The organism is Solirubrobacter deserti (assembly GCF_027587175.1).
In the GTDB taxonomy this organism is placed as follows: Bacteria; Actinomycetota; Thermoleophilia; order Solirubrobacterales; family Solirubrobacteraceae; genus Solirubrobacter; species Solirubrobacter deserti.
Window position 1 is genome coordinate 1 of sequence record NZ_JAPCID010000039.1, and the last position, 17,946, is coordinate 17,946.

A 17,946-nucleotide genomic window follows, 5' to 3' on the forward strand; every position below is an offset into this window, starting at 1 on the left:
CGGCGGCTCTTCGACCGGCTGCAGCCGGCGGCGCGCGGGCGGCGGCGCCATCTGGGTGCGCTCGAGCATGCGCGTGGCGTCCTCGGTGGGCGGGAGCGCGCGCGTGGAGTCCAGCGCGCCCGTCCCGCCGATCCCGGCGAGCCCGTCCTGCAGCGCGTCGCCCATCTCGATCGCGTCCTCGTAGCGATGCGCCGGGTCGCGCTCCAGCGCGCGGGCGACCGCGGCGGCCAGCGTCGGCGGGACGTCACGCGCCTCCAAATCGAGGCGCGGCGGCGCACCCGCCTCCTGCAGGCGAGCGAGATCGGTCAGCGACGCGGCCTCGTAGGGCAGGCGGCCGGCCATCAGCTGGTAGGAGACGACGCCGAGCGCGTACAGGTCCGAGGCGGGCCCGGCCGGCTCGCCGCGCGCCTGCTCGGGCGACAGGTAAGCGGCGGTGCCCAGCACCGACCCGACCTTGGTGATGTCGGACTGCTCGGCGGCCTTGGCGATGCCGAAGTCGGCGAGCTTGACCACGCCCTCCGTGTTCACCATCAGGTTGCCGGGCTTGACGTCGCGGTGGATGACGCCGTTGCGGTGCGCGTAGTCGAGCCCGCGGCAGGCCTGGGTGAGGATCTCGACGGCGTCGCGCGGCGCCATCGGCCCGCGGTCGCGCAGCAGCTCGGCGCACGAGTTGCCGTCGACGAACTCCATGACGATGAACTGGCGCCCGCTGCGTTCATCGGTCCCGAAGTCGAACACCTGCACGATGTTCGGGTGCACGAGCTTGGCGGCGCTCAGCGCCTCGCGCCGGAAGCGGGACACGAACGCGGAGTCCTCGGCCAGGTGCTCGGCCAGCAGCTTGACGGCGACCAGCCGCTCCAGGCGCGTGTCGAACGCGAGCTGGACCGTCGCCATGCCGCCGACGCCGAGGCGCCGCTCGAGCCGGTAGCGGTCCGCGAACAGCTGCTCGGTCGCCACTACGGCACCTCCGGCGTGACGGTCGGCTCCACGGGCGGCTCGGTCGGCGCGGGCGTCTGTGTCGGCTCGGGCGTCGGCTCCTCGGTCGGCGCTTCGGTCGGCGTCGGCGTCGGCGTGTCCTGCGGCGTTGACGTCTCGGTCGGCGTCTCCGTGGGCGTCTCCGTCGGCTCCTCGGTGGCCGTCTCGGTCGGCGTCGGCGTCGGCGTGTCCTGCTCTTGAGCCCGGCAGTCGTCGGTCACGCGCTCCTCGATGCGGTCCGCCCACGCCTGCAGGTTCTCGCGCAGCGCGTCGTCGGTCGCGCGCGGCAGCCCGTCGATCTCGCGGTCGATGATCCGCAGCTGGCGGCGGACCTCGCTGCGGTCCTCGGCGTCGCAGGCCGCGGTGATCTTGTCGGCCGCGGCGAGCATGGTCTCGGCGTCGGACTGCGGGATCAGCTCCGGGTTGGACTGTCCGCAGCCCGCCAGAAAGGCGACGGCCGCGACGAAGAGGGGCAGCGCGCGTCTCATTCGACGTATCGAGGTTACTGCCCGTACTGCAGACGGTCGGCCAGTGAGGCGGGCAGCTCCGTGGCCCGGATCGCGGCCTGCGCGCCCGCGATGTCGTACTCGGCGCGCCGGTAGGAGGCGCGCGCGTCCTCCGTGTCCAGCAGCAGCCAGGCGGCCCGCGGGTCACCGTCGCGCGGCTGACCCGTCCCGCCGGGGTTGATCAGCCAGCGCCCGACGCTCAGGTCGAGCTCGGTGCCGTCGCGGCGCGCCGTCCCGCTCACCGGCTCCCCCTCCAACCAGGAGAACGAGAGCGCGACGTGCGAGTGCCCGACGAACGAGACCGGGAAGTCGGTCGCGCGAAAGCAGCCCTCGGCCGTGTGCGGCGACAGCACGTACTCCCACACCGGATCGCGTGGCGAGGCGTGGAAGAGCCCGTAGCCGTGGCTCTCGTCCGCCGGCTCGAGCTCGCTCAGCCAGGCCATCGTCTCTTCGGAGATCGTCCGCTGCGTCCACTGGGCCGCCAGCGCGGCGCCCTTGGAGAAGTCCTCGAGCGAGAGCGCGCCGGTCACCGCCAGGTCGTGGTTGCCGGCGAGCACGATCGAGCAGTGCTCACGCGCCAGCGCCACGCAGGCGTCCGGCTCGGCGCCGTACCCGACGAGGTCGCCCAGGCACCACATCGCCTCGGCCCCCGCCGCCTGGGCAGCGGCGATCACGGCCTCGAAGGCGTGGCGGTTCCCGTGGATGTCGGTACAGATGGCGACCTGCATGGCGTAGCGTCTATTCGGTGCCGCAGAGGCTCCGCCTTCCCGCCGCAGTGGTCGCCGCAATCGTCATCGCGGAGGCTGCGGTGCTCCTGCTGCGGCCCAAGGAGCGCTACCCGGTGGTGGAGGCAGATCCGCGAGCCTACTTCAGCGCGACCGAGTTGCAGCGCGCGGTCGACTTCCGTTCCGGCCAGCTGTGGCTGTTCGGCGCCCGCACGGCGGTCGAGCTGGCCGTCCTGATCGGCGCCGTCAAGTTCGCGCCCCGCGCCGGGAAGCGGCCGGTCGTGACCGGCGCCGCGGCGGCCGTCGCGCTCACGCTGGCCACCACCACGGCCGCGCTCCCGCTGCGCGCCGCCGCGCGCCAGCGCGCCAAGGACGTCGGGCTCATCACCCAGTCGTGGGGCGGCTGGGCGGCGGACACGGCCAAGTCGACCGCGATCACGAGCGTCTTCGCGGCGGGCGGCGGCGCGCTGCTGGTCGTCGGGCTGCGGCGCTTCGGCCGCGACTGGTGGGCGCCCGGCGCGGCCGCCGTCGCCGGCTTCGCGGTCGTGTTCAGCTACCTCGGCCCGGTCGCGCTCGACCCGATCTTCAACCGGTTCGAGCCGCTCCCGGCGGGCGAGACCCGCGACGACGTCCTCGAGCTCGCACGCAAGGCCGGAGTCGACGTCGGCGAGGTCTACGAGGTGGACGCGTCACGGCGCACCACGGCCGCCAACGCGTACGTCACCGGGCTCGGCACGACCAAGCGGGTCGTGCTCTACGACACGCTGCTCAAGGACTTCACGCCGGCCGAGACGCGGCTCGTCGTCGCGCACGAGCTCGGCCACGTCAAGCACAAGGACGTCCCCGGCGGCCTGCTGTGGCTGGCGCTCGTCGCACCGTTCGGGACGCTCGTCGTGGCCCGCGTGGCCGAACGCCTCACCAAGCCGGGCGCCACCGCGGTCCCCGCCACCGTGCTCGCCCTCGCGCTCGTCGCGCCCGTCCTCACCGCCATCTCCAACCAGCTCTCGCGTGCGATCGAGCGCCGCGCGGACGCCTTCGCGCTCGAGCTCACGAACGAGCCGGAGGCGATGATCGGCTTCGAGCGGCGGATCACCGTCAAGAACGTCGGCGATCCGGACCCGCCCCGCTGGCAGCAGCTGCTGCTGGCGACCCACCCCACCACGATGGAGCGGATCGGGGCCGCGCTCGCCCGTCAGCTCGAGTAGGGCGGATCGCTGGTGGCAGCAACGGTCGTCGCTGCCGGTGCACGGTGGGCGCGGGCGTACTGGTGGTCCGTTGGTGCCCGCCGGGTGCCGGCAGCGGCGGGCGGGGCCCGCCAGAATCCGTCGTACTCGAGTTGGCGGGCGTTACTGCTGGTCGTCCCTGAAGTCCGGGCGGGTCTCCGGGAGGCGCTTGATGCCCTCCCGCACCGACCACTTGGACCAGTTGTCCTCCATCGCGTCGATCAGCTCGCGCATCGCCTGGGCGGAGAGCGAGATGCGCGACACCACGACCCCCGGCACCTCGTCGGCCTCGACCTCGTGGTCCACGCGCGAGAACGTCAGCGTGAACTCGTAGTCGGAGTGCGAGACGGTCGCGAAGTTCGCGTACACGCCCGCCATCACTTCCGGGGTGGTGTGGAGGTTGAAGTGCCGTTCGCGGTCGTCTGAGGCCATCGCGCCTAGCATCCCACACCGTGCGGTACACCGTGGTTGCCGTTGGGAGATCGAAGGGCACGCCGTACGCGGAGCCCCTGGCGCACTACGCGAAGCTGCTCACCCGCTACGCCCGCGTGGACGTCATCGAGGTCGCCGACGACGATGCGCTGCGCCGCCGCATCCCCGAGCGCGCGTACGTCTGCCTGCTCGACAGCCGCGGCCGCACCCACACCAGCGAGGCCTTCAGCGAGTGGGTGGAGGAGCGCCGCCAGGGGGGCCTGGACGTGTGCTTCGTGATCGGCGGCGCGTTCGGGATCGAGCTGCCGCAGGCGCACCACAAGCTGTCCTTCGGACCAATGACGCTCCCCCACATGCTCGCGCGCGTTGTACTGCTGGAGCAGCTCTACCGTGCGCACAAGATCCTGGGCAACGAGCCTTATCACCACTAGCCTCGTCGTCGCGGCGCCCGCGCACGCGGGCACGATCACCCTCGAGGACCGCACGTGGGTGTTCACCGCCGCGCCCGGCGAGCGCAACCGGATCACCGTCGAGTCCGTGCCCGGCGGCGTACGGCTGCGCGACACCGCCGTCGCGCCGACGGGCTGTCCGGCGGACGGCCCGGACGCCGTCATCTGCACCGGCGCCGTGCTCATGACCGTGCGGGCGGGGGACGGCGACGACCGTGTCGAGGCCCGGGGCACGGCGCTCGTGGCCGTCGACGGCGGCGCCGGCGATGACCTGCTGCTCGGCGACGCCGAGCGCAACGACATCGAGGGCGGCCCGGGAGACGACCACATCCGCGGACGCGGCGGCCCGGACCAGCTCGACGGTGGTCGCGGCCACGACCGCGTGCTCGGCGGCGCCGGGAACGACACGCTCGAGGCCATGCACGGCAACGATCGCCTCGACGGCGGGCCCGGGAACGACGGCATCGGCCTGTCGTTCACCGGGGACGGCGTCGTCCGCTGCGGCAGCGGTCGCGACCGCATCGACGCCATCTACCTGTTCGGCGACACGGGCGTGCGCGGGACTGCGAGCGGCTCGTCCACCAGGGCACACGGCTGCGGCTCGCGCGCGACCACCTGGTCCTGAGCTGGGACACGGACGAGTTCCCGCGTCCGAGCGGTGTGCGCGTCGCCGTCGGCGAGCGGGTGACGACCCTGCAGCGCACGAACGGCGTACGGGTGCCCCTGCGACGGCCCACGACGGTGCTCGTGGAACCCGACGGCGAGCAGGAGCCGACAAGGTTCCGCCTCCTCTAACGTCATGCCCGTGCACCCCATCGACGAGCTGCGGGCGGCGGTCGAGGCGGCCGCCGGAGACCTCCGCAACGGCGACCCCGCGCCCAAGGGCCGGCTGAGCTTCGAGCGCCCGAAGAAGGCCGGGTTCGGCGACTACTCGACCAACGCGGCGATGCTGCTGGCGCCCGCGCTGGGCGCGCCGCCGCGTGAGATCGCCGAGCGGCTCGGCGCTCGGGTCACCGAGCGGCTGGGGGACAACGTCGAGCGCGTCGAAGTCGCCGGGCCGGGGTTCCTCAACCTCTTCCTCGCCGATGCCTGGTACCTGAACGCGGTGCGCGACGTGCTCGCCGCCGGCGACGACTGGGGCCGCGCGACGCCCGAGCAGCCGCTCAACGTCAACGTCGAGTACGTCTCGGCCAACCCGACCGGCCCGATGACGGCGGCCAGCGCCCGCCACGCCGCGTACGGCGACGCGCTCGCCCGCATGCTCGAGCTCGCCGGCCACACCGTCAGCCGCGAGTACTACTTCAACAACGCGGGCGGGCAGATCGACCGGCTCGGCGCGTCCGTGCGTGCGCTCGCCCGCCACGAGCCGGTGCCCGAGGACGGCTACAAGGGCGACTACGTCGCCGACCTGGCGCGCACCATCCCGCAAGCCGCCGAGCGCAGCGCGGAGGACCTGGGCGCGGAGGCGTCGCGGCTGATCACGGAGGGCATCCGGGAGACGCTGCACGCCTACCGGGTGGACTTCGACACCTACTTCCTCGAGGGCTCGCTCCACGAGGGCGACCCGTCGCCGATCGACCGGGCGCTGCACCGGCTGCGCGAGCGGGCGCACCTGTACGAGTCCGAGGGCGCGCTGTGGCTGCGCACGACCGAGTTCGGCGACGACAAGGACCGCGTGCTCAAGCGCTCCACCGGCGCGCCGACCTACTTCGCGGCCGACGTCGCCTACCAGGAGGACAAGTTCCGGCGCGGGTTCGACAAGGCGATCTACGTGCTCGGCGCCGACCACCACGGCTACATCGCGCGGCTGAAGGCGATCGCGAGCTCGCTGGGGGAGGACCCGGAGCGCGTCGAGGTGCCGATCCTGCAGTTCGTGCACATCGTCGAGGGTGGCGAGAAGGCGAAGATGTCCAAGCGCGCGGGCGACTTCGTGACGCTCACGGAGCTGATCGAGCGCATCGGCGTGGACGCGACCCGCTGGTTCATGCTCAGCCGCTCGCACGACTCCACGATCGACCTCGACCTCGACCTGGCCGCCAAGCAGGACCCCGAGAACCCGGTCTACTACGTGCAGATGATGCACGCGCGGATCGCGGGCATCTTCCGCCGGCTCCCGGAGGGGCGGGTGGACGCGGCGGTGCCGGCGGACGTCGCGCTCAACGACGCCGAGCGCGAGCTGATCCGCAAGGTGCTGGCGTTCCCGCACGAGGTGCACGAGGCGGTCGCGCGGCGCGCGCCGCACCGGATCGCGAGCTACGCGCTGGAGCTCGGCCAGGCGTTCGCGGCCTTCTACCGCGACTCGCCCGTGCGCGACGAGCCCGACGAGGCCGTGCAGTCGTTCCGGATCGGGCTGAGCGTGGCAACGCGACGCACGCTCGCCGCAGCCCTTACGCTCCTCGGTGTGTCCGCCCCGGAGCAGATGTGATCACGGTCCGCGCCCAGCAGCCGGCGCCCTACATCCACGCCGACAACCGCGGGCTCGTGCTCTGCAACGGGCCGCAGTGCGCGTTCGTCCCCGCGTCCCAGCTGCGCTTCGCCGCCGAGACGTTCGCGATCATCGCCGAGGAGGGGCGCGCGACGCGCAGCCAGGCGACGCACGTCGTCGGCGGCTATCGCGACGGCGGCGAGGTGACGCTCTACGTCGGCACGCAGGACCAGCTGCTGTCGGTGACCGTCAGCGAAGCGGACTTCAACGCGGTCCGCGAGGCGATCGGCGCGCGATGAGGCCGGCGCTGCTCGCGGTCGTGGCGGTGCTGCTGTACGCGGCGCCCGCGAGCGCGGCCGAGCAGCTGCTGACGCTCTACTCCCCGGCGATCCAGTCGCTGCCGTACGTGCACCGCTCGGAGTTCGTCACGCTCAAGCCCGACGGGCGCCAGGCGCCCGCGCAGCCCGGCTCCATTCTCGGCTTCCAGGAGATGGCGCTCGTGGACTCCAAGCGCCCGGACGCAAAGCCGCTGCCGGTGGACAAGATGATGATCCACCACTTCCTCTACTACGCCAACGGGCGCGTCGACCGCGGACCGGGCGGGTGTCTGGGGGACGGGTTCATCGGCGGGCGCGGGGAGGAGCATCCGAGCGGGCGCTTCGACGCGATGTGGCCGCCCGAGCAGCGCGCGCGCTACGGCATCCGCAACGCGACACCCGACGGCCGCGCGCCGGAGTGGAGCCTCATGACGATGGTCATGAACCACTACAAGAAGCCCAAGCGCTTCTTCGTGCGCACGAAGGTCTGGTACACGACCGAGCCGCGCGAGCAGGTGTACCCGCTCACGGTCGGCAACTGCGCGCACATCGGCAACGGCATGGCCTACGACGTGCCGGGCGACGGCGGGACGTTCGTCGATCGCTCGACGTGGACCGTGCCCTTCAACGGTCGCATCCTCGGCGGCGGCTCGCACCACCATGGCGGCGCGCTGCGGCAGACGTTGCGCAGCGTGACCTGCGGGCGCCAGCTCTTCGACGCCAAGGCCTACTACGGCGCCCCCGACCACCCGTACAACACGATCCGCCCGATCCTGCACGAGCCGGGGCCGATCGCGAACGGGACGTTCCGGTCAGCGGCGGGCATCCCGGTCAGCGCCGGGGAGGTGCTCGAGCGCGAGGCCGTGCACTCCAACGAGGAGTTGCACGTGGCCGCGATGGGCTTCTGGGTGCTGCCGTTCGTGCGCGACGACTCCGTCACGCCGTGCGCGCCGCTGCCCGACGACGTGCACGAGGTGACCGTGCCGGAGCGCTACGACACGGCGGCGCCGTTCGTCTTCGACCGGCTCGTGCCGCAGCTGCTGGCGCCACGCGGCGCGTGGAAGGCGTTCGACGGCAAGCCGATCCCGGTCGGCGACCAGTGGTTCAGGCCGCAGCGGCTGACGGCGAAGGTGGGCGAGCGGATCACGTGGGAGTTCCGCGGCTCCGAGCCGCACAGCGTGACCGTGGCCAACGGCCCGCGCGGCTTCTCCTCCAACTACCTCGGCATCACGCGCGGGCGCTACTCGTTCACGCCGACCGTCGCGGGCACGTACAAGCTCACGTGCCTGATCCACCCGACCACGATGAGCCAGACGGTGCGCGTCCGCTAGACGGACTTGAAGAAGTTCACGCCCAGGTCGTCGAGCCATTCCTGGGCCTTGATGTTGAGCTGCTCGAGCTCGCCCGTGAACAGCATCAGACCCATGGTGATCAGGATCACGCCGGAGATGGCGGTGATGATCAGGTAGTGGTCGCGCAGCCAGCGGAAGGCGCTGGTGGCGCGCGTGAAGGCCACGGCCGTGAGCAGGAACGGCACCGCGAGCCCGAGCGAGTAGAACGCGAGCAGGATGCCGCCCTGGCCGACCGTGTCCTGCGTGGCGGCCGCGCTCAGGATCGAGCCGAGCGTCGGGCCGACGCATGGCGTCCAGGCCACGGCGAACGCGGCGCCGGCGATCAGCGGCCCGCCGCTGCCGGCGCGGCTGATCAGCGCGTCCGGGCGCCACTCCTTGTTCAGGCGCGGGATGAACGGCGTGAGCAGGAAGAACACGCCGAGCGCGATGATCACGGCGCCCGCGATCTTGTCGAGCGTGCCGCCCGCGCCCTGGAGGGTGCTGCCGAGCCCGGTGGCGGTCATGCCGAGCGCGACGAACACGGTCGTGAAGCTCAGGCAGAACACGAGCGCGGGCACGAGGATCTTCGCCAGGCCGCGGTCGCCGGACTTCATGTCGGCGAGGCTGTAGCCGGAGACGGCGCTCAAGTAGCCCGGGACGAGCGGCAGCACGCAGGGCGAGATGAAGGAGATGAAGCCGACCGCGAAGGCCGCGATCACCGTGGTGTCCACGCCGCCGGTCATCAGCGGCTCAGCTCCGCGTCCAGGCGCCGCGCATCCTCGGCGCTCAGCGGCGGAGGCGGTTCGGCCTCCACGGCCGGCGCGCGCCGGCGCCACGTGCGGACGGCGAGCAGGATCCCGGCGAGCGCCGCGAGCGCGGCCAGGATCGGCACCACCCACAGCGTGAGGTTGAAGCCGCCGGTGCCGGGGTCGGCGAGGACGTCCTCGCCGTACTCGGCCACGAGCGCGGCCTTGATCTCGTCCTTGGTCTTGCCCTGCGCGATCTGGTCGCGGATGAACTGGCGCTCCTGCTGGGCGACCGGCGAGTTGCTGACGCTCAGGACCGTGCCGCACTCCACGCACATGACCTCGTCCTCGAGATCGGGCAGGGACGCTTGCTGGGCGTAGGCCGGCGCGGCGAGGGCGAGCACGGCCAGGAGTGCGACGAGGACGGCTTTCACGCTTCTTCTGCTAGCAGCTTGGGCAGGTACTTGTCCAGCCAAGCCTGGTCGACCGGGAAGCGTTGCATCGCCGCAACCCGGCCTTTACGGTCGATGATGAACGTCTCGGGGTAGCCGGTCGCGCCGAACCGGCGGCCGTACTCGCGGTCGCGGTCGCGCAGGCTCGGGAACGTCGCCTTGATCTCGTCGAGGAACTCGAGCGCCTTGCTGGACACGTCCTGCGTGTTCACGCCCAGGACGATCCCACCTCGAGATGAGATCTTCTCGTGCGTCTGCTGCAGGAGCGGCATCTCCTCCAGACACGGCTCACACCACGAGGCCCACAGGTTGAGCACGACGACCTTGCCCTTGTAGTCGGCCAGCGACTGGTTGCCGTCGGCGCCGAGCACCGGCAGCGAAGCCACGGGGGCCGCCGGCCGCTCGCCCCGGCCGACCGCCTCGTCGAGCGTCGTGTTCCCACCCTTGGAGAACACGCCGTACGCGAGCAGGCCGACCAGTAGAGCGGCCGCGAGGGTCACCGGCCAGAACACGCGCATCCGCACCCTGGCTAGGGTACTGGGAGTCGAGTACACTCTCCGCTCCGCGCGGGTGTTGTCCAATGGCTAAGACGTTGGCTTCCCAAGCCAAAAATGGGGGTTCGATTCCCCTCACCCGCTTGGATCGAGGGCCCCGCGCGAGCGGGGCCCTCGCTCGTTTCAGCGCTCGCGCAGCCGCAGCTCGCGCGTGATCTGCTTGTGGAACGCGTCGCGGGCCCGCTGGGCGGCGCGGCGGTCCTCGACCCAGGCCAGCTCGCGCTGGAGCTTGCGCCACGCGGCCAGGCGCTCGGCGTCCACCGCTTCGCGCACCGCGCAGCCGGGCTCGGTGTCGTGCGCGCAGTCGGCGAAGCGGCACTGCAGCGCCAGCGAGTCGACGTCGGCGAACGACTCGCCGGTGCCGTCCCACAGTCCGGCGACCCGGATCCCCGGCGTGTCGATCAGGAACGCGCCGCCGGGGAGGGCCAGCAGCTCGCGCGTGACCGTCGTGTGGCGCCCGCGCAGGTCGGACGCGCGCACCTCGCCCGTCTTCATGCGTTCCTCGCCGAGCAGCGCGTTCACGAGCGTCGACTTGCCCGTGCCGGACGCGCCCAGCAGCACCGCGGTGGTGCCAGGCGTCAGCCACGAGCGCACGACGCCCATGCCCTCTCCGGTCACCGCGCTCACGGCTACGGCGTCGGTGACGCCCATGCGCCGCGCCAGCGCCGCGGCGGTCTCGTAGCCGAGCTCGTCGAGGTCGGCCTTGGTCAGGACGAGCGCGACCGGCACCCCGCCGGACGCCGCCAGCGCCGCGAAGCGCTCCAGCCGGCGCGCCTTGGGCTCGGGCAGCGGCTCGGTCACCAGCGCCAGGTCGACATTGGCCGCGAGCACCTGGGCGGACGCGGGCTTGCCCTGCTCGCCGGGCGCGCGCCGGATCACGGTGCCCGACCGCTCGAAGACGTGCGCGATCGCGCCGCCCTCGTCGACACCGACCCAGTCCCCTGTGACGGGCGTCTCGGTCAGCCGCCCGCGGGCCGTCACCAGGCGGTTGTCGTCATCGGACGCGACCAGCCAGTGGCCGCGGTACTGCGCAAGCACCCGCGCACGGGTGAGTTCGGATTGCAACGGAGGATCTCCACATCAATTCGCAAGAAGGACACGACGCGGTGCGGGCACCAGGCGCGGCGGCCCGGAGCCCGTTCAGGCGGTCGTGGCGAAGATGTGGAGGCGGTGCGTCACGGCCTCGAAGGATACGCGCTCCGCGGCGCCGTGCGGTACGGCTAGCTCCCCTCGGCCAGCAGTCGCTCGACGGACGCGACCTTGTCCTCGAGCGTCTGCTCGCGGTCGCGGCGCTCATCCAGCTTGAGGACCGTGTAGACCCGCGGGATGCCGAGCTCGAACGGCACCGCATGCAGCTCGCCCACCAGCGCGAGGATGTCCGCGGTGGACCCCTCGAGCGAGGTCCCCATCGCGTGCATGACGTACTTGACGCGATCCTGCGCGGCGAGCTTGCGCTGGATGGCGGCGATGTACCCGGACGCGCTGACTTCAGCGCGCCCGAGCGAGATCACGGTCAGGTCGGCGGTCGCCACCGCCTCAGGCTTGCACGACCAGCGTGTTGACGATCTTGTCGTGCCAGGCCTGGTTGCGGCTGTCCCACAGCGGCGCGAGGTAGTCGAGGATCAGCACGATGACGCAGATGCTCATCAGGATGCCCTTGATCAGGGTCTCGCGCAGGATCGCGGTGCCCGCGGACATCGGCTCGCCCGTCTCACGGACGATGCGGATGTTCAGGAGCTGCTTGCCGAGCGTCTGGCCGTTGTTCGGCCCGCTGCGCCCGATCGTCACGGCGTAGTACACGAGGCCCACTACGAGGCTCGCGCCGCCGATCACGAGCCCGGCGGCGGACTCGTTGGACGACAGCACCACGAAGTACAGGATCAGCGGGAGGATCGACACGATGATCGAGTCGATCAGCTGCGCTGCAACACGGCTCCACCAGCCGGCGAACGGTCGCGCGCCGGTCTGTTGGGGGGCCCCGTAGGGCCAATCGGAAGAACCTTCTGGAAACGGCGTCTGAGCGCTCATCAGCGGAATCAATACCCGGTTCCCGCGCGATCCGCCAGCGGTAACCGGAATGCTCGTCCCGGAGGACGCTCCCGAGCGGGGTCGCGCCGTCTTACGGAGCGCGCACTACCAGGCCTGCGCGGAGCCGCAGTGCGGACAGCCGACGCTGGTCGTCACGGCCGCCTTGAAGACGTAACCGCAGGAGCAGCTGTAGAGGGCGGCGTCCTGGTTGACGTTGGCGCGCTGATTGCGCTCGCGCCCGGGGCTGGTGGCGGTCTTGGCCCGCTTGCGCGAGCGGCGCCGCGGAAGTGTCAGTGAAGTCGTCAGCTGCATCTCTCTCGAAGCTCTTAACGACGGGGCTTCCCCGAGGTTTCAGGTTCCGGTGTTGAGATTCGTTAGCGCCGTTCTCCGCACGTCACGCCATACTGCAGGGGTGGACCCGTCAAGGAAGCGCACGATCCGCTTTGTCGTCGCCTTGAGCGCCGCCGTTCTGCTCGCCGGTGCCCTGGCCCTCACCAGCTTCTCCGCGTCGACGGAGGCCCGCCAGCCGTCCGAGCTGGTCAACGCCGAGCAGACACCCGGCGCCAAGTACCAGCTCGTCGGCAAGGTCGTCAAGGGCTATGAGACCAAGGGCGACACGACCCACTTCCGCGTGCGCGATCGCGATGGCACGGTGTCGGTTCCCGTCACCTACGCCGGTCGCCTCCCTGACCCGTTCCGCGCCGACCGGGAGATCGTCATCGACGTCGTCAAGCAGGGCGACACGTACGTCGGCCAGGTCGGCACCCTGATCACGAAGTGCCCGTCGAAGTTCACGGCGGACAAGAGCAACACCTGACGTGATTGCCGCAGGTCATGCCTGCCTGATCGTCGCGTTCGCGTCCGCGCTCTACGGGATCGCGGCCTCGATCTACGGCGCGCGGGCCAAGCGGCGTGACTTCGTCGCGTCCGGTCGCCGCGCCGTCTACGCGATGGCGGGTGCCACCACGGTCGCGTTCGTGCTGCTGGAGGCCGCGTTCGTGCGCTCGGACTTCGAGTACGCGGTCGTCGCCTCCCACTCGTCGACCACGACGCCGCTCTTCTACCGGCTGACCGCCATGTGGTCCTCGCAGGAGGGCTCGCTGCTGCTGTGGCTGTTCAGCCTCGGGCTCTGGTCGAGCCTTATCCTTTTCCTCACCCGGCACAAGCTGCGCGCGCTGGCGCCCTACGCGACGGCCGTCCTGCTCGGCTTCGCCGCGTTCTTCGCGGGCGTGATGCTGTTCGCGGAGTCGCCGTTCATCCGCGCGGACCGCGTCGTGGCCGAGGGCGCCGGCCTGAACCCGCTGCTGCGCGACCCGGGGATGATGATCCACCCGCCGATGCTCTACAGCGGCTACACGCTGTTCGCGGTGCCGTTCGCGTTCGGGATCGCGGCGCTGATCACGCGCCGGCTGGACGCGGAGTGGATCCGCTCCACGCGCCCGTTCACGCTCGCCGCTTGGTGCGCGCTCGGGTTCGGCATCGTGCTCGGCGCCCGCTGGAGCTACCACGAGCTCGACTGGGGCGGCTACTGGATGTGGGACCCGGTCGAGAACGCGTCGCTGATGCCGTGGCTGACGGCCACCGCGTTCCTGCACAGCGTGATGATCCAGGAGCGGCGCGGGCTCCTGCGGACCTGGAACGTGTCGCTGGTGCTGGCCACCGGCGTGCTCTCGATCCTCGGCACGTTCCTCGTGCGGTCCGGCGTGTTGAACTCGATCCACGCGTTCGGCGCGTCGACGCTCGGCGTGCCGTTCCTGATCCTGCTGGCGGTGATGATCGCCGGTTCGATCTACCTGGTCACGAGCCGCCAGGAGTCGCTGAAGTCCGACAAGCGGCTCGACTCACTGCTCTCGCGCGAGGCGATGTTCGTGCTCAACAACTTCGTGCTCGTGGCGATGTGCTTCGTCGTCTTCTGGGGCACGTTCTTCCCGCTGATCGCCGAGGCGTTCACGGGCCGCCAGCGCAACATCGGCCCGCCCGTCTACGAGCGCTTCATCGTGCCGCTGGCGCTGATCCTCGTGCTGCTGTCCGCGGTCGGCCCGGTGATCGCGTGGCGCCGCGCGACGGGCGCCAACCTCAAGCGCAACCTCGGCAAGCCGGCGCTGTTCGGCGTGGTCGTGCTCGTCGCGCTGCTCGCGCTGGGCGTGACGGAGTCCGTGACCGCGCTGATCATGTTCACGCTCGCCGGGTTCGTCGTGGGGACGGTCGTGCAGGAGTTCTGGCGCGGGACCCGCGCGCGGCGAGCCGCGGCCAAGGAGGCCGTGCCGGTCGCGCTGCTCCAGCTCGTCAAGCGCAACCGGCGCCGCTACGGCGGCTACCTCGTACATGTCGGGATCATCGTCCTGTTCGTCGGCGTGGCCGCGTCCTCGTCCTTCAAGGACATCCAGGACGTCGCGCTGCGGCCGGGCGAGTCGGCGACCGTCGGCGGCAAGGAGTTCACCTACGTCAAGCCGACGAGCGAGCTGGTGGCGGCGCCCAACGGGCGGCTGGAGAAGATCCAGTTCGGCGCCGAGCTGCGCGTCGAGGGCCGCACGATGCACACGTCCAAGGACTACTTCCCGTCCCAGGACACCTCGCTCGGGCCGGTCTCGCGCTTCTTCGACGGCGAGGCCACGACCGAGGTGGCGCTGAACGCGACGCTCGGCAAGGACACCTGGGCCGCCGTGGCGCCTGACATCAACAAGCTGCGTCCGCGGATCGAAGAGGGCGACAAGGTCTTCGCCAACGCGGCCGACGAGCTCACCGAGGATCAGGCGAACGAGTTCCTCGGCGTCGCGTTGCGCGGGCTCGTCGACGGGTACGCCGACGCGCCGCCGCCGGCCCGCTTCCGCTTCGAGGTCAACCCGCTCGTGACGTGGATCTGGATCGGCTCGCTGATCGCGGTGCTCGGCGGCATCCTCGCCGGCTGGCCGACGCGCCGGGGCCTGACGAAGATCGCGTCCGCCAAGTACGCCGCGCGCGTGGGCAAGGACGTCCGCGAGCCCGAGAGCGTTCCCGCCTGATGGAGTTCCTGGTGATCCTCGCGGTGGTCGGCGGCGCGATCCTGGCCGTGGCCGGTCCGCTGCGCGGCTCCGCCCGCGAGTCCGACGAGCGCCTGGAGGCTGAGCGTGCCGAACTCGACGCGCTCAAGGAGGCGAAGTACCAGGAGATCCGCGACGCCGAGCTGGACTATCGGACCGGCAAGCTCAGCGAGACGGACTGGAAGACGCTCGACCGCACGCTTCGTGCCGAAGCCGTCGAGATCCTCAAGCGTCTCGACCAACTCGAGCCGCTACCCTAAGCCGCCGATCATGGTCAACACGGTTCTCAGCGTCATTCAGGTCGTCCTCTCGCTCGGCGTCATCTTCCTGGTGCTGCTGCACTCGGGCAAGGACGCGGGCATGTCCGGCGCGTTCGGCGTCGGCGTCGCGGGCGGCACCTCGGGCGGCTCGCTGATGGAGAAGAACCTGGATCGCTGGACCGTGGTCTTCGCCGTGCTGTTCGTCGTGAACACCATGGCCATCCTGATGCTCTAGAGCCGGCGCGGCGCGCCGACTAGTTCATCAGGGAGCGCTCGAGCTCCTCAGCGGTGCGCGCGATCTGGCGCGCCACGTGCTGGCGATGCTCGATGCTGGGCTGGTCCTCCTCCGCCAGCGCGTCGGCGAGCGTGCGGATGAGCCACAGCGGCGTGCGCAGCGGTTCTTCCACCTCGCCGACGGGCGGCCAGGACCAGGCGTCTGAATCCCCGACGATGTGCATGGTTGACCCGGTCATCGACCGATCGGACGATTTCTAAACCCTACTTTCTGGTAGGGGTTGGGGGGTCGGGCGCAAAGAGCGGGGAATTCGCCCCTCGGGCGCTGGGCATGCCGGGGTCCGGTGACGCGTCGTCGCGTGCCAGCCGCGCGAGGTAGTGCTGCCAGCCGATGTGGTGCTCGCGCTCGCGTGCAGCCGGAAGTCCGCGGTGCTCGAGCTCGACCCGGGTACCGCCGTCGATCGCGACGAGCCGGACCTCGACCGAGGTGGATCCCGGGGGCACGTCGTCGCTGCCGGCGTAGCCCCAGGTGAAGACAAGCCGGTGGGGCGGCTCGAGCGCGACGTACCGGCCGCGCACGGGGTGGCCGGTGATGTCGAGAGCGAAGCGCCCGCCGGGCTCCGGCTCGAGCTCCGCCCACTCGCCCATCCAGCGCACGATCAACTCGGGGCGGGTGAAGTACTCGAACACCACCTCCGGCGGCGCGTCGATCTCGACCGCCTCGGTCAGCACCGATCGTCCTCCACCACGCGCTTGAGCTCGGCCAGCCGGGCCGGCCACAGCTCGGCCAACAGCTCGCGCACCGACTCCAAGCCTTCGGTGCGAATCGCGTACAGGCGCCGTTGGCCGCTCGGCTGCACCGTGACGAGCCCGGCCTCACGCAGGACCTTCAGGTGCTGGGAGACCGCCTGCTGGGAAATGTCGAACCGCTCGGCGATCTCGTTGACCGAATGGGGCCGGTCGCGCACGAGGCGCAGGATCTCGCGCCGGCGCGGCTCGGCGATCGCCTGAAGCGCCGCTTCGCTCATGTGCCGAACCAGTGTACACAGTCGCTTACTTGTACAAGTGGTAGCTTGTGAAAATGGACACGATGACGACGGTGCGCCGGTATCACGACGCCTGGACCGGCGGGGACTACGCCCGCGCCGCGGAGCTGCTCGACGACGACCTGCAGGTGGAGGTGCCGATCAACGCGTATCCGACGAAGGCGTCGTTCGCGGAGGCGGTCGCCGGGTTCGGCGCCCTGGCACGCGCGGTCGAGCTGCGGTCGGCGCTGAGCGGCGGCGACGAGGCGATGCTGCTGTACGACATGGACGTCGAAGGCGTGGGCGACTTCCGCGTGGCCGAGCACTTCACCGTGCGCGACGGCCGGATCGTCCGGATCCGGCAGGTGCACGACACGGCGCCGCTGCGAGCGGCCTAAAGCGCGCGTTCGTAGAGCGCGAGGATCTCCGCGCGGTCGGCCGCCGGCGGCGTGAGCTGCAGTTGCGGCCGCGCTGCGGCGGCGTCCGCGCACTCGGGCAGCACGGCCGGGTCCACGCCGAGCTCGCGCAGCCCCGCGGCGCCCGTGTACGCGCGGATGCGTAGGGCGACCTCGACGACGTCCTCGCCGACCGCGGCGTTGAGCGCCTCGATCACGCTCGGGAAGCGCCACTCGAGCGCGCCGATCGTGTGCGGGAGCATCGCCGCGTTGGCCGGGCCGTGGCCGACGCCCGCGACGCGCACGAGCGTTTGGCTGAGCACGTGGTGCAGCGCGAGCCCCGTGTTGTCGAGCGCGTAGCCCGCCAGCAGCGAGCCGAGCGCGAGCAGGTCGCGGTCCGGCTCGCTCCCGACCCAGCCGGCGAACAGCAGCCGCGCGGCCTCGTGCGCGACGAGCGTCGCGACCGGGTTGGCGTTGACCATGCACGGCGCCTCGACGGCGTGGCCGAGCGCGTTGAGGGAGCTGGCCGCGAGATCGGCGCGCGGCTGCGAGGCGGCGAGCGCGGGATCGACGACCACGACCGCGGGCCGCACGCGCGGGGTGGACTCGGCGACGCCGGCGGCGTGCCGGTGCACGCGGGTCATCTCCGCGCCCGAGAGGGTCGTGGGCACCGCCATCGCGCGCGGGACGCGGCCGGGGGTGGTGGCCGGCGAGGAGCCGGGGGTGGCGGCCGGCGACGGGCCGGCCGTGGCGGCGCCACCCCCCCGTGTGGGCGGCGCGGGCACCATCGCCTTCCCCACGTCGCTGGCGCGGCCCCCCCCGGGGGCGGCGGGCCGGGCGCCCCCGACG

General features: G+C 71.6%; 26 protein-coding genes and 1 tRNA gene. 12 read left to right on the forward strand and 15 right to left on the reverse strand.

Going from position 1 to position 17,946, the window contains the following annotated elements:
- From OJ962_RS23110 to OJ962_RS23120, 3 genes are all read right to left on the reverse strand, one after another.
- Window positions 1–957: protein kinase domain-containing protein (locus OJ962_RS23110; protein ID WP_270006633.1), on the reverse strand; the 957-nt coding region annotated here is incomplete at its 3' end.
- Window positions 957–1,463, reverse strand: a complete 507-nt coding sequence (locus OJ962_RS23115; protein ID WP_202957601.1) for a lipoprotein — start codon at window positions 1,461–1,463, stop codon at window positions 957–959. The genes OJ962_RS23115 and OJ962_RS23110, both read right to left, overlap by 1 nt.
- Window positions 1,464–1,477: 14 nt before the next feature.
- On the reverse strand, window positions 1,478–2,209 hold the full coding sequence (locus tag OJ962_RS23120; RefSeq protein WP_202957600.1) for a metallophosphoesterase family protein: 732 nt from the start codon (window positions 2,207–2,209) through the stop codon (window positions 1,478–1,480).
- Window positions 2,210–2,226: 17 nt separating this feature from the next.
- On the opposite strand from OJ962_RS23120, the gene OJ962_RS23125 reads away from it, so the two are divergent.
- The gene (locus OJ962_RS23125; protein ID WP_202957599.1) at window positions 2,227–3,411 is read left to right on the forward strand and encodes a M48 family metalloprotease; all 1,185 of its coding nucleotides are present in this window, start codon (window positions 2,227–2,229) and stop codon (window positions 3,409–3,411) included.
- 141 nt (window positions 3,412–3,552) lie between these two features.
- On the opposite strand, the gene OJ962_RS23130 is transcribed toward OJ962_RS23125, so the two are convergent.
- Window positions 3,553–3,861: a DUF3467 domain-containing protein gene (locus tag OJ962_RS23130; RefSeq protein WP_202957598.1), complete on the reverse strand. Its 309-nt coding sequence runs from the start codon at window positions 3,859–3,861 to the stop codon at window positions 3,553–3,555.
- Window positions 3,862–3,881: 20 nt separating this feature from the next.
- On the opposite strand from OJ962_RS23130, the gene OJ962_RS23135 reads away from it, so the two are divergent.
- The 5 genes from OJ962_RS23135 (at window position 3,882) to OJ962_RS23155 (ending at window position 8,383) form a co-directional block, all read left to right on the forward strand.
- The gene (locus tag OJ962_RS23135) at window positions 3,882–4,292 is read left to right on the forward strand and encodes a 23S rRNA (pseudouridine(1915)-N(3))-methyltransferase RlmH (RefSeq protein WP_202957597.1); all 411 of its coding nucleotides are present in this window, start codon (window positions 3,882–3,884) and stop codon (window positions 4,290–4,292) included.
- Window positions 4,252–4,935, forward strand: coding sequence for a calcium-binding protein (locus tag OJ962_RS23140; RefSeq protein WP_202957596.1), 684 nt, complete (start codon window positions 4,252–4,254; stop codon window positions 4,933–4,935). The genes OJ962_RS23135 and OJ962_RS23140 overlap by 41 nt, the downstream gene beginning before the upstream one ends.
- A 174-nt stretch (window positions 4,936–5,109) precedes the next feature.
- Complete coding sequence (gene argS / locus OJ962_RS23145; RefSeq protein ID WP_270006634.1) at window positions 5,110–6,735, forward strand: arginine--tRNA ligase; 1,626 nt, start codon at window positions 5,110–5,112, stop codon at window positions 6,733–6,735.
- The gene (locus tag OJ962_RS23150; protein WP_202957594.1) at window positions 6,732–7,034 is read left to right on the forward strand and encodes a hypothetical protein; all 303 of its coding nucleotides are present in this window, start codon (window positions 6,732–6,734) and stop codon (window positions 7,032–7,034) included. Before argS ends, OJ962_RS23150 begins: the two co-directional genes overlap by 4 nt.
- A complete protein-coding gene (locus OJ962_RS23155; RefSeq protein WP_202957593.1) occupies window positions 7,031–8,383 on the forward strand; it encodes a cupredoxin domain-containing protein in 1,353 nt (450 codons plus the stop codon). Before OJ962_RS23150 ends, OJ962_RS23155 begins: the two co-directional genes overlap by 4 nt.
- Here the strand turns inward: OJ962_RS23155 and OJ962_RS23160 are convergent.
- Genes OJ962_RS23160 through OJ962_RS23170 form a run of 3 tightly spaced genes read right to left on the reverse strand, consistent with a single transcriptional unit; the run spans window position 8,380 to window position 10,099 of the window.
- Window positions 8,380–9,126, reverse strand: a complete 747-nt coding sequence (locus OJ962_RS23160) for a cytochrome c biogenesis CcdA family protein (protein ID WP_202957592.1) — start codon at window positions 9,124–9,126, stop codon at window positions 8,380–8,382. The two genes, OJ962_RS23155 and OJ962_RS23160, sit on opposite strands and share 4 nt — an antisense overlap.
- Window positions 9,126–9,563, reverse strand: a complete 438-nt coding sequence (locus OJ962_RS23165) for a cytochrome c-type biogenesis protein (protein ID WP_202957591.1) — start codon at window positions 9,561–9,563, stop codon at window positions 9,126–9,128. The genes OJ962_RS23160 and OJ962_RS23165 overlap by 1 nt, the downstream gene beginning before the upstream one ends.
- Entirely contained in the window at window positions 9,560–10,099 is a 540-nt protein-coding gene (locus OJ962_RS23170) for a TlpA family protein disulfide reductase (RefSeq protein WP_238932434.1), read from the reverse strand. The genes OJ962_RS23165 and OJ962_RS23170 overlap by 4 nt, the downstream gene beginning before the upstream one ends.
- Before the next feature lie 48 nt (window positions 10,100–10,147).
- Here OJ962_RS23170 and OJ962_RS23175 point away from each other — a divergent pair.
- A tRNA-Gly gene (locus OJ962_RS23175) sits at window positions 10,148–10,219 on the forward strand.
- Between the two features lie 39 nt (window positions 10,220–10,258).
- Here the strand turns inward: OJ962_RS23175 and rsgA are convergent.
- The 4 genes from rsgA to OJ962_RS23195 form a co-directional block, all read right to left on the reverse strand.
- Window positions 10,259–11,173 (reverse strand): ribosome small subunit-dependent GTPase A, encoded by a 915-nt coding sequence (gene rsgA / locus OJ962_RS23180; protein ID WP_202957589.1) that lies wholly within the window; start codon window positions 11,171–11,173, stop codon window positions 10,259–10,261.
- Between the two features lie 182 nt (window positions 11,174–11,355).
- Window positions 11,356–11,667, reverse strand: a complete 312-nt coding sequence (locus OJ962_RS23185) for an MTH1187 family thiamine-binding protein (protein WP_202957588.1) — start codon at window positions 11,665–11,667, stop codon at window positions 11,356–11,358.
- A 4-nt stretch (window positions 11,668–11,671) separates the two neighbouring features.
- Window positions 11,672–12,163 carry an RDD family protein gene (locus tag OJ962_RS23190; RefSeq protein ID WP_202957587.1) on the reverse strand — a complete coding sequence of 164 codons (492 nt, stop codon included), beginning with the start codon at window positions 12,161–12,163 and terminating at the stop codon, window positions 11,672–11,674.
- 105 nt (window positions 12,164–12,268) lie between these two features.
- Window positions 12,269–12,475, reverse strand: coding sequence for a hypothetical protein (locus OJ962_RS23195; RefSeq protein WP_202957586.1), 207 nt, complete (start codon window positions 12,473–12,475; stop codon window positions 12,269–12,271).
- Window positions 12,476–12,575: 100 nt separating this feature from the next.
- Here OJ962_RS23195 and OJ962_RS23200 point away from each other — a divergent pair, with 100 nt between their 5' ends.
- From OJ962_RS23200 to secG, 4 genes are read left to right on the forward strand one after another with little or no spacing between them, the layout of a single operon-like run.
- Window positions 12,576–12,980, forward strand: a complete 405-nt coding sequence (locus tag OJ962_RS23200; RefSeq protein WP_202957585.1) for a cytochrome c maturation protein CcmE domain-containing protein — start codon at window positions 12,576–12,578, stop codon at window positions 12,978–12,980.
- A 1-nt stretch (window position 12,981) separates the two neighbouring features.
- Complete coding sequence (locus OJ962_RS23205) at window positions 12,982–15,165, forward strand: heme lyase CcmF/NrfE family subunit (protein ID WP_202957584.1); 2,184 nt, start codon at window positions 12,982–12,984, stop codon at window positions 15,163–15,165.
- Window positions 15,165–15,443 carry a hypothetical protein gene (locus OJ962_RS23210; protein ID WP_202957583.1) on the forward strand — a complete coding sequence of 93 codons (279 nt, stop codon included), beginning with the start codon at window positions 15,165–15,167 and terminating at the stop codon, window positions 15,441–15,443. The genes OJ962_RS23205 and OJ962_RS23210 overlap by 1 nt, the downstream gene beginning before the upstream one ends.
- 10 nt (window positions 15,444–15,453) lie before the next feature.
- Window positions 15,454–15,678 carry a preprotein translocase subunit SecG gene (gene secG / locus OJ962_RS23215; protein ID WP_202957582.1) on the forward strand — a complete coding sequence of 75 codons (225 nt, stop codon included), beginning with the start codon at window positions 15,454–15,456 and terminating at the stop codon, window positions 15,676–15,678.
- A 19-nt stretch (window positions 15,679–15,697) separates the two neighbouring features.
- Here the strand turns inward: secG and OJ962_RS23220 are convergent, their stop codons facing one another.
- Genes OJ962_RS23220 through OJ962_RS23230 form a run of 3 tightly spaced genes read right to left on the reverse strand, consistent with a single transcriptional unit; the run spans window position 15,698 to window position 16,705 of the window.
- Window positions 15,698–15,916, reverse strand: a complete 219-nt coding sequence (locus OJ962_RS23220; protein ID WP_202957581.1) for a hypothetical protein — start codon at window positions 15,914–15,916, stop codon at window positions 15,698–15,700.
- A 25-nt stretch (window positions 15,917–15,941) separates the two neighbouring features.
- A complete protein-coding gene (locus OJ962_RS23225; protein ID WP_202957580.1) occupies window positions 15,942–16,409 on the reverse strand; it encodes an SRPBCC family protein in 468 nt (155 codons plus the stop codon).
- Complete coding sequence (locus OJ962_RS23230) at window positions 16,403–16,705, reverse strand: ArsR/SmtB family transcription factor (protein ID WP_202957579.1); 303 nt, start codon at window positions 16,703–16,705, stop codon at window positions 16,403–16,405. Before OJ962_RS23230 ends, OJ962_RS23225 begins: the two co-directional genes overlap by 7 nt.
- Window positions 16,706–16,758: 53 nt before the next feature.
- On the opposite strand from OJ962_RS23230, the gene OJ962_RS23235 reads away from it, so the two are divergent.
- Entirely contained in the window at window positions 16,759–17,100 is a 342-nt protein-coding gene (locus OJ962_RS23235; protein ID WP_202957578.1) for a nuclear transport factor 2 family protein, read from the forward strand.
- Here OJ962_RS23235 and OJ962_RS23240 read toward each other — a convergent pair.
- A partial coding sequence (locus tag OJ962_RS23240; RefSeq protein WP_270006635.1) for an iron-containing alcohol dehydrogenase occupies window positions 17,097–17,946 on the reverse strand: 850 nt, incomplete at its 5' end. The genes OJ962_RS23235 and OJ962_RS23240 overlap by 4 nt on opposite strands.

What these genes read in the sequence shown, in the direction of transcription:
- OJ962_RS23115 (WP_202957601.1), bottom strand. Translation starts at nt 1,463, where the DNA reads ATGAGACGCGCGCTGCCCCTCTTCGTCGCGGCCGTCGCCTTTCTGGCG.
- OJ962_RS23120 (WP_202957600.1), bottom strand. Translation starts at nt 2,209, where the DNA reads ATGCAGGTCGCCATCTGTACCGACATCCACGGGAACCGCCACGCCTTC.
- OJ962_RS23130 (WP_202957598.1), bottom strand. Translation starts at nt 3,861, where the DNA reads ATGGCCTCAGACGACCGCGAACGGCACTTCAACCTCCACACCACCCCG.
- argS (WP_270006634.1), top strand. Translation starts at nt 5,110, where the DNA reads ATGCCCGTGCACCCCATCGACGAGCTGCGGGCGGCGGTCGAGGCGGCC.
- OJ962_RS23155 (WP_202957593.1), top strand. Translation starts at nt 7,031, where the DNA reads ATGAGGCCGGCGCTGCTCGCGGTCGTGGCGGTGCTGCTGTACGCGGCG.
- OJ962_RS23160 (WP_202957592.1), bottom strand. Translation starts at nt 9,126, where the DNA reads ATGACCGGCGGCGTGGACACCACGGTGATCGCGGCCTTCGCGGTCGGC.
- OJ962_RS23170 (WP_238932434.1), bottom strand. Translation starts at nt 10,099, where the DNA reads ATGCGCGTGTTCTGGCCGGTGACCCTCGCGGCCGCTCTACTGGTCGGC.
- OJ962_RS23190 (WP_202957587.1), bottom strand. Translation starts at nt 12,163, where the DNA reads ATGAGCGCTCAGACGCCGTTTCCAGAAGGTTCTTCCGATTGGCCCTAC.
- OJ962_RS23195 (WP_202957586.1), bottom strand. Translation starts at nt 12,475, where the DNA reads ATGCAGCTGACGACTTCACTGACACTTCCGCGGCGCCGCTCGCGCAAG.
- OJ962_RS23210 (WP_202957583.1), top strand. Translation starts at nt 15,165, where the DNA reads ATGGAGTTCCTGGTGATCCTCGCGGTGGTCGGCGGCGCGATCCTGGCC.
- secG (WP_202957582.1), top strand. Translation starts at nt 15,454, where the DNA reads ATGGTCAACACGGTTCTCAGCGTCATTCAGGTCGTCCTCTCGCTCGGC.
- OJ962_RS23220 (WP_202957581.1), bottom strand. Translation starts at nt 15,916, where the DNA reads ATGACCGGGTCAACCATGCACATCGTCGGGGATTCAGACGCCTGGTCC.
- OJ962_RS23230 (WP_202957579.1), bottom strand. Translation starts at nt 16,705, where the DNA reads ATGAGCGAAGCGGCGCTTCAGGCGATCGCCGAGCCGCGCCGGCGCGAG.
- OJ962_RS23235 (WP_202957578.1), top strand. Translation starts at nt 16,759, where the DNA reads ATGGACACGATGACGACGGTGCGCCGGTATCACGACGCCTGGACCGGC.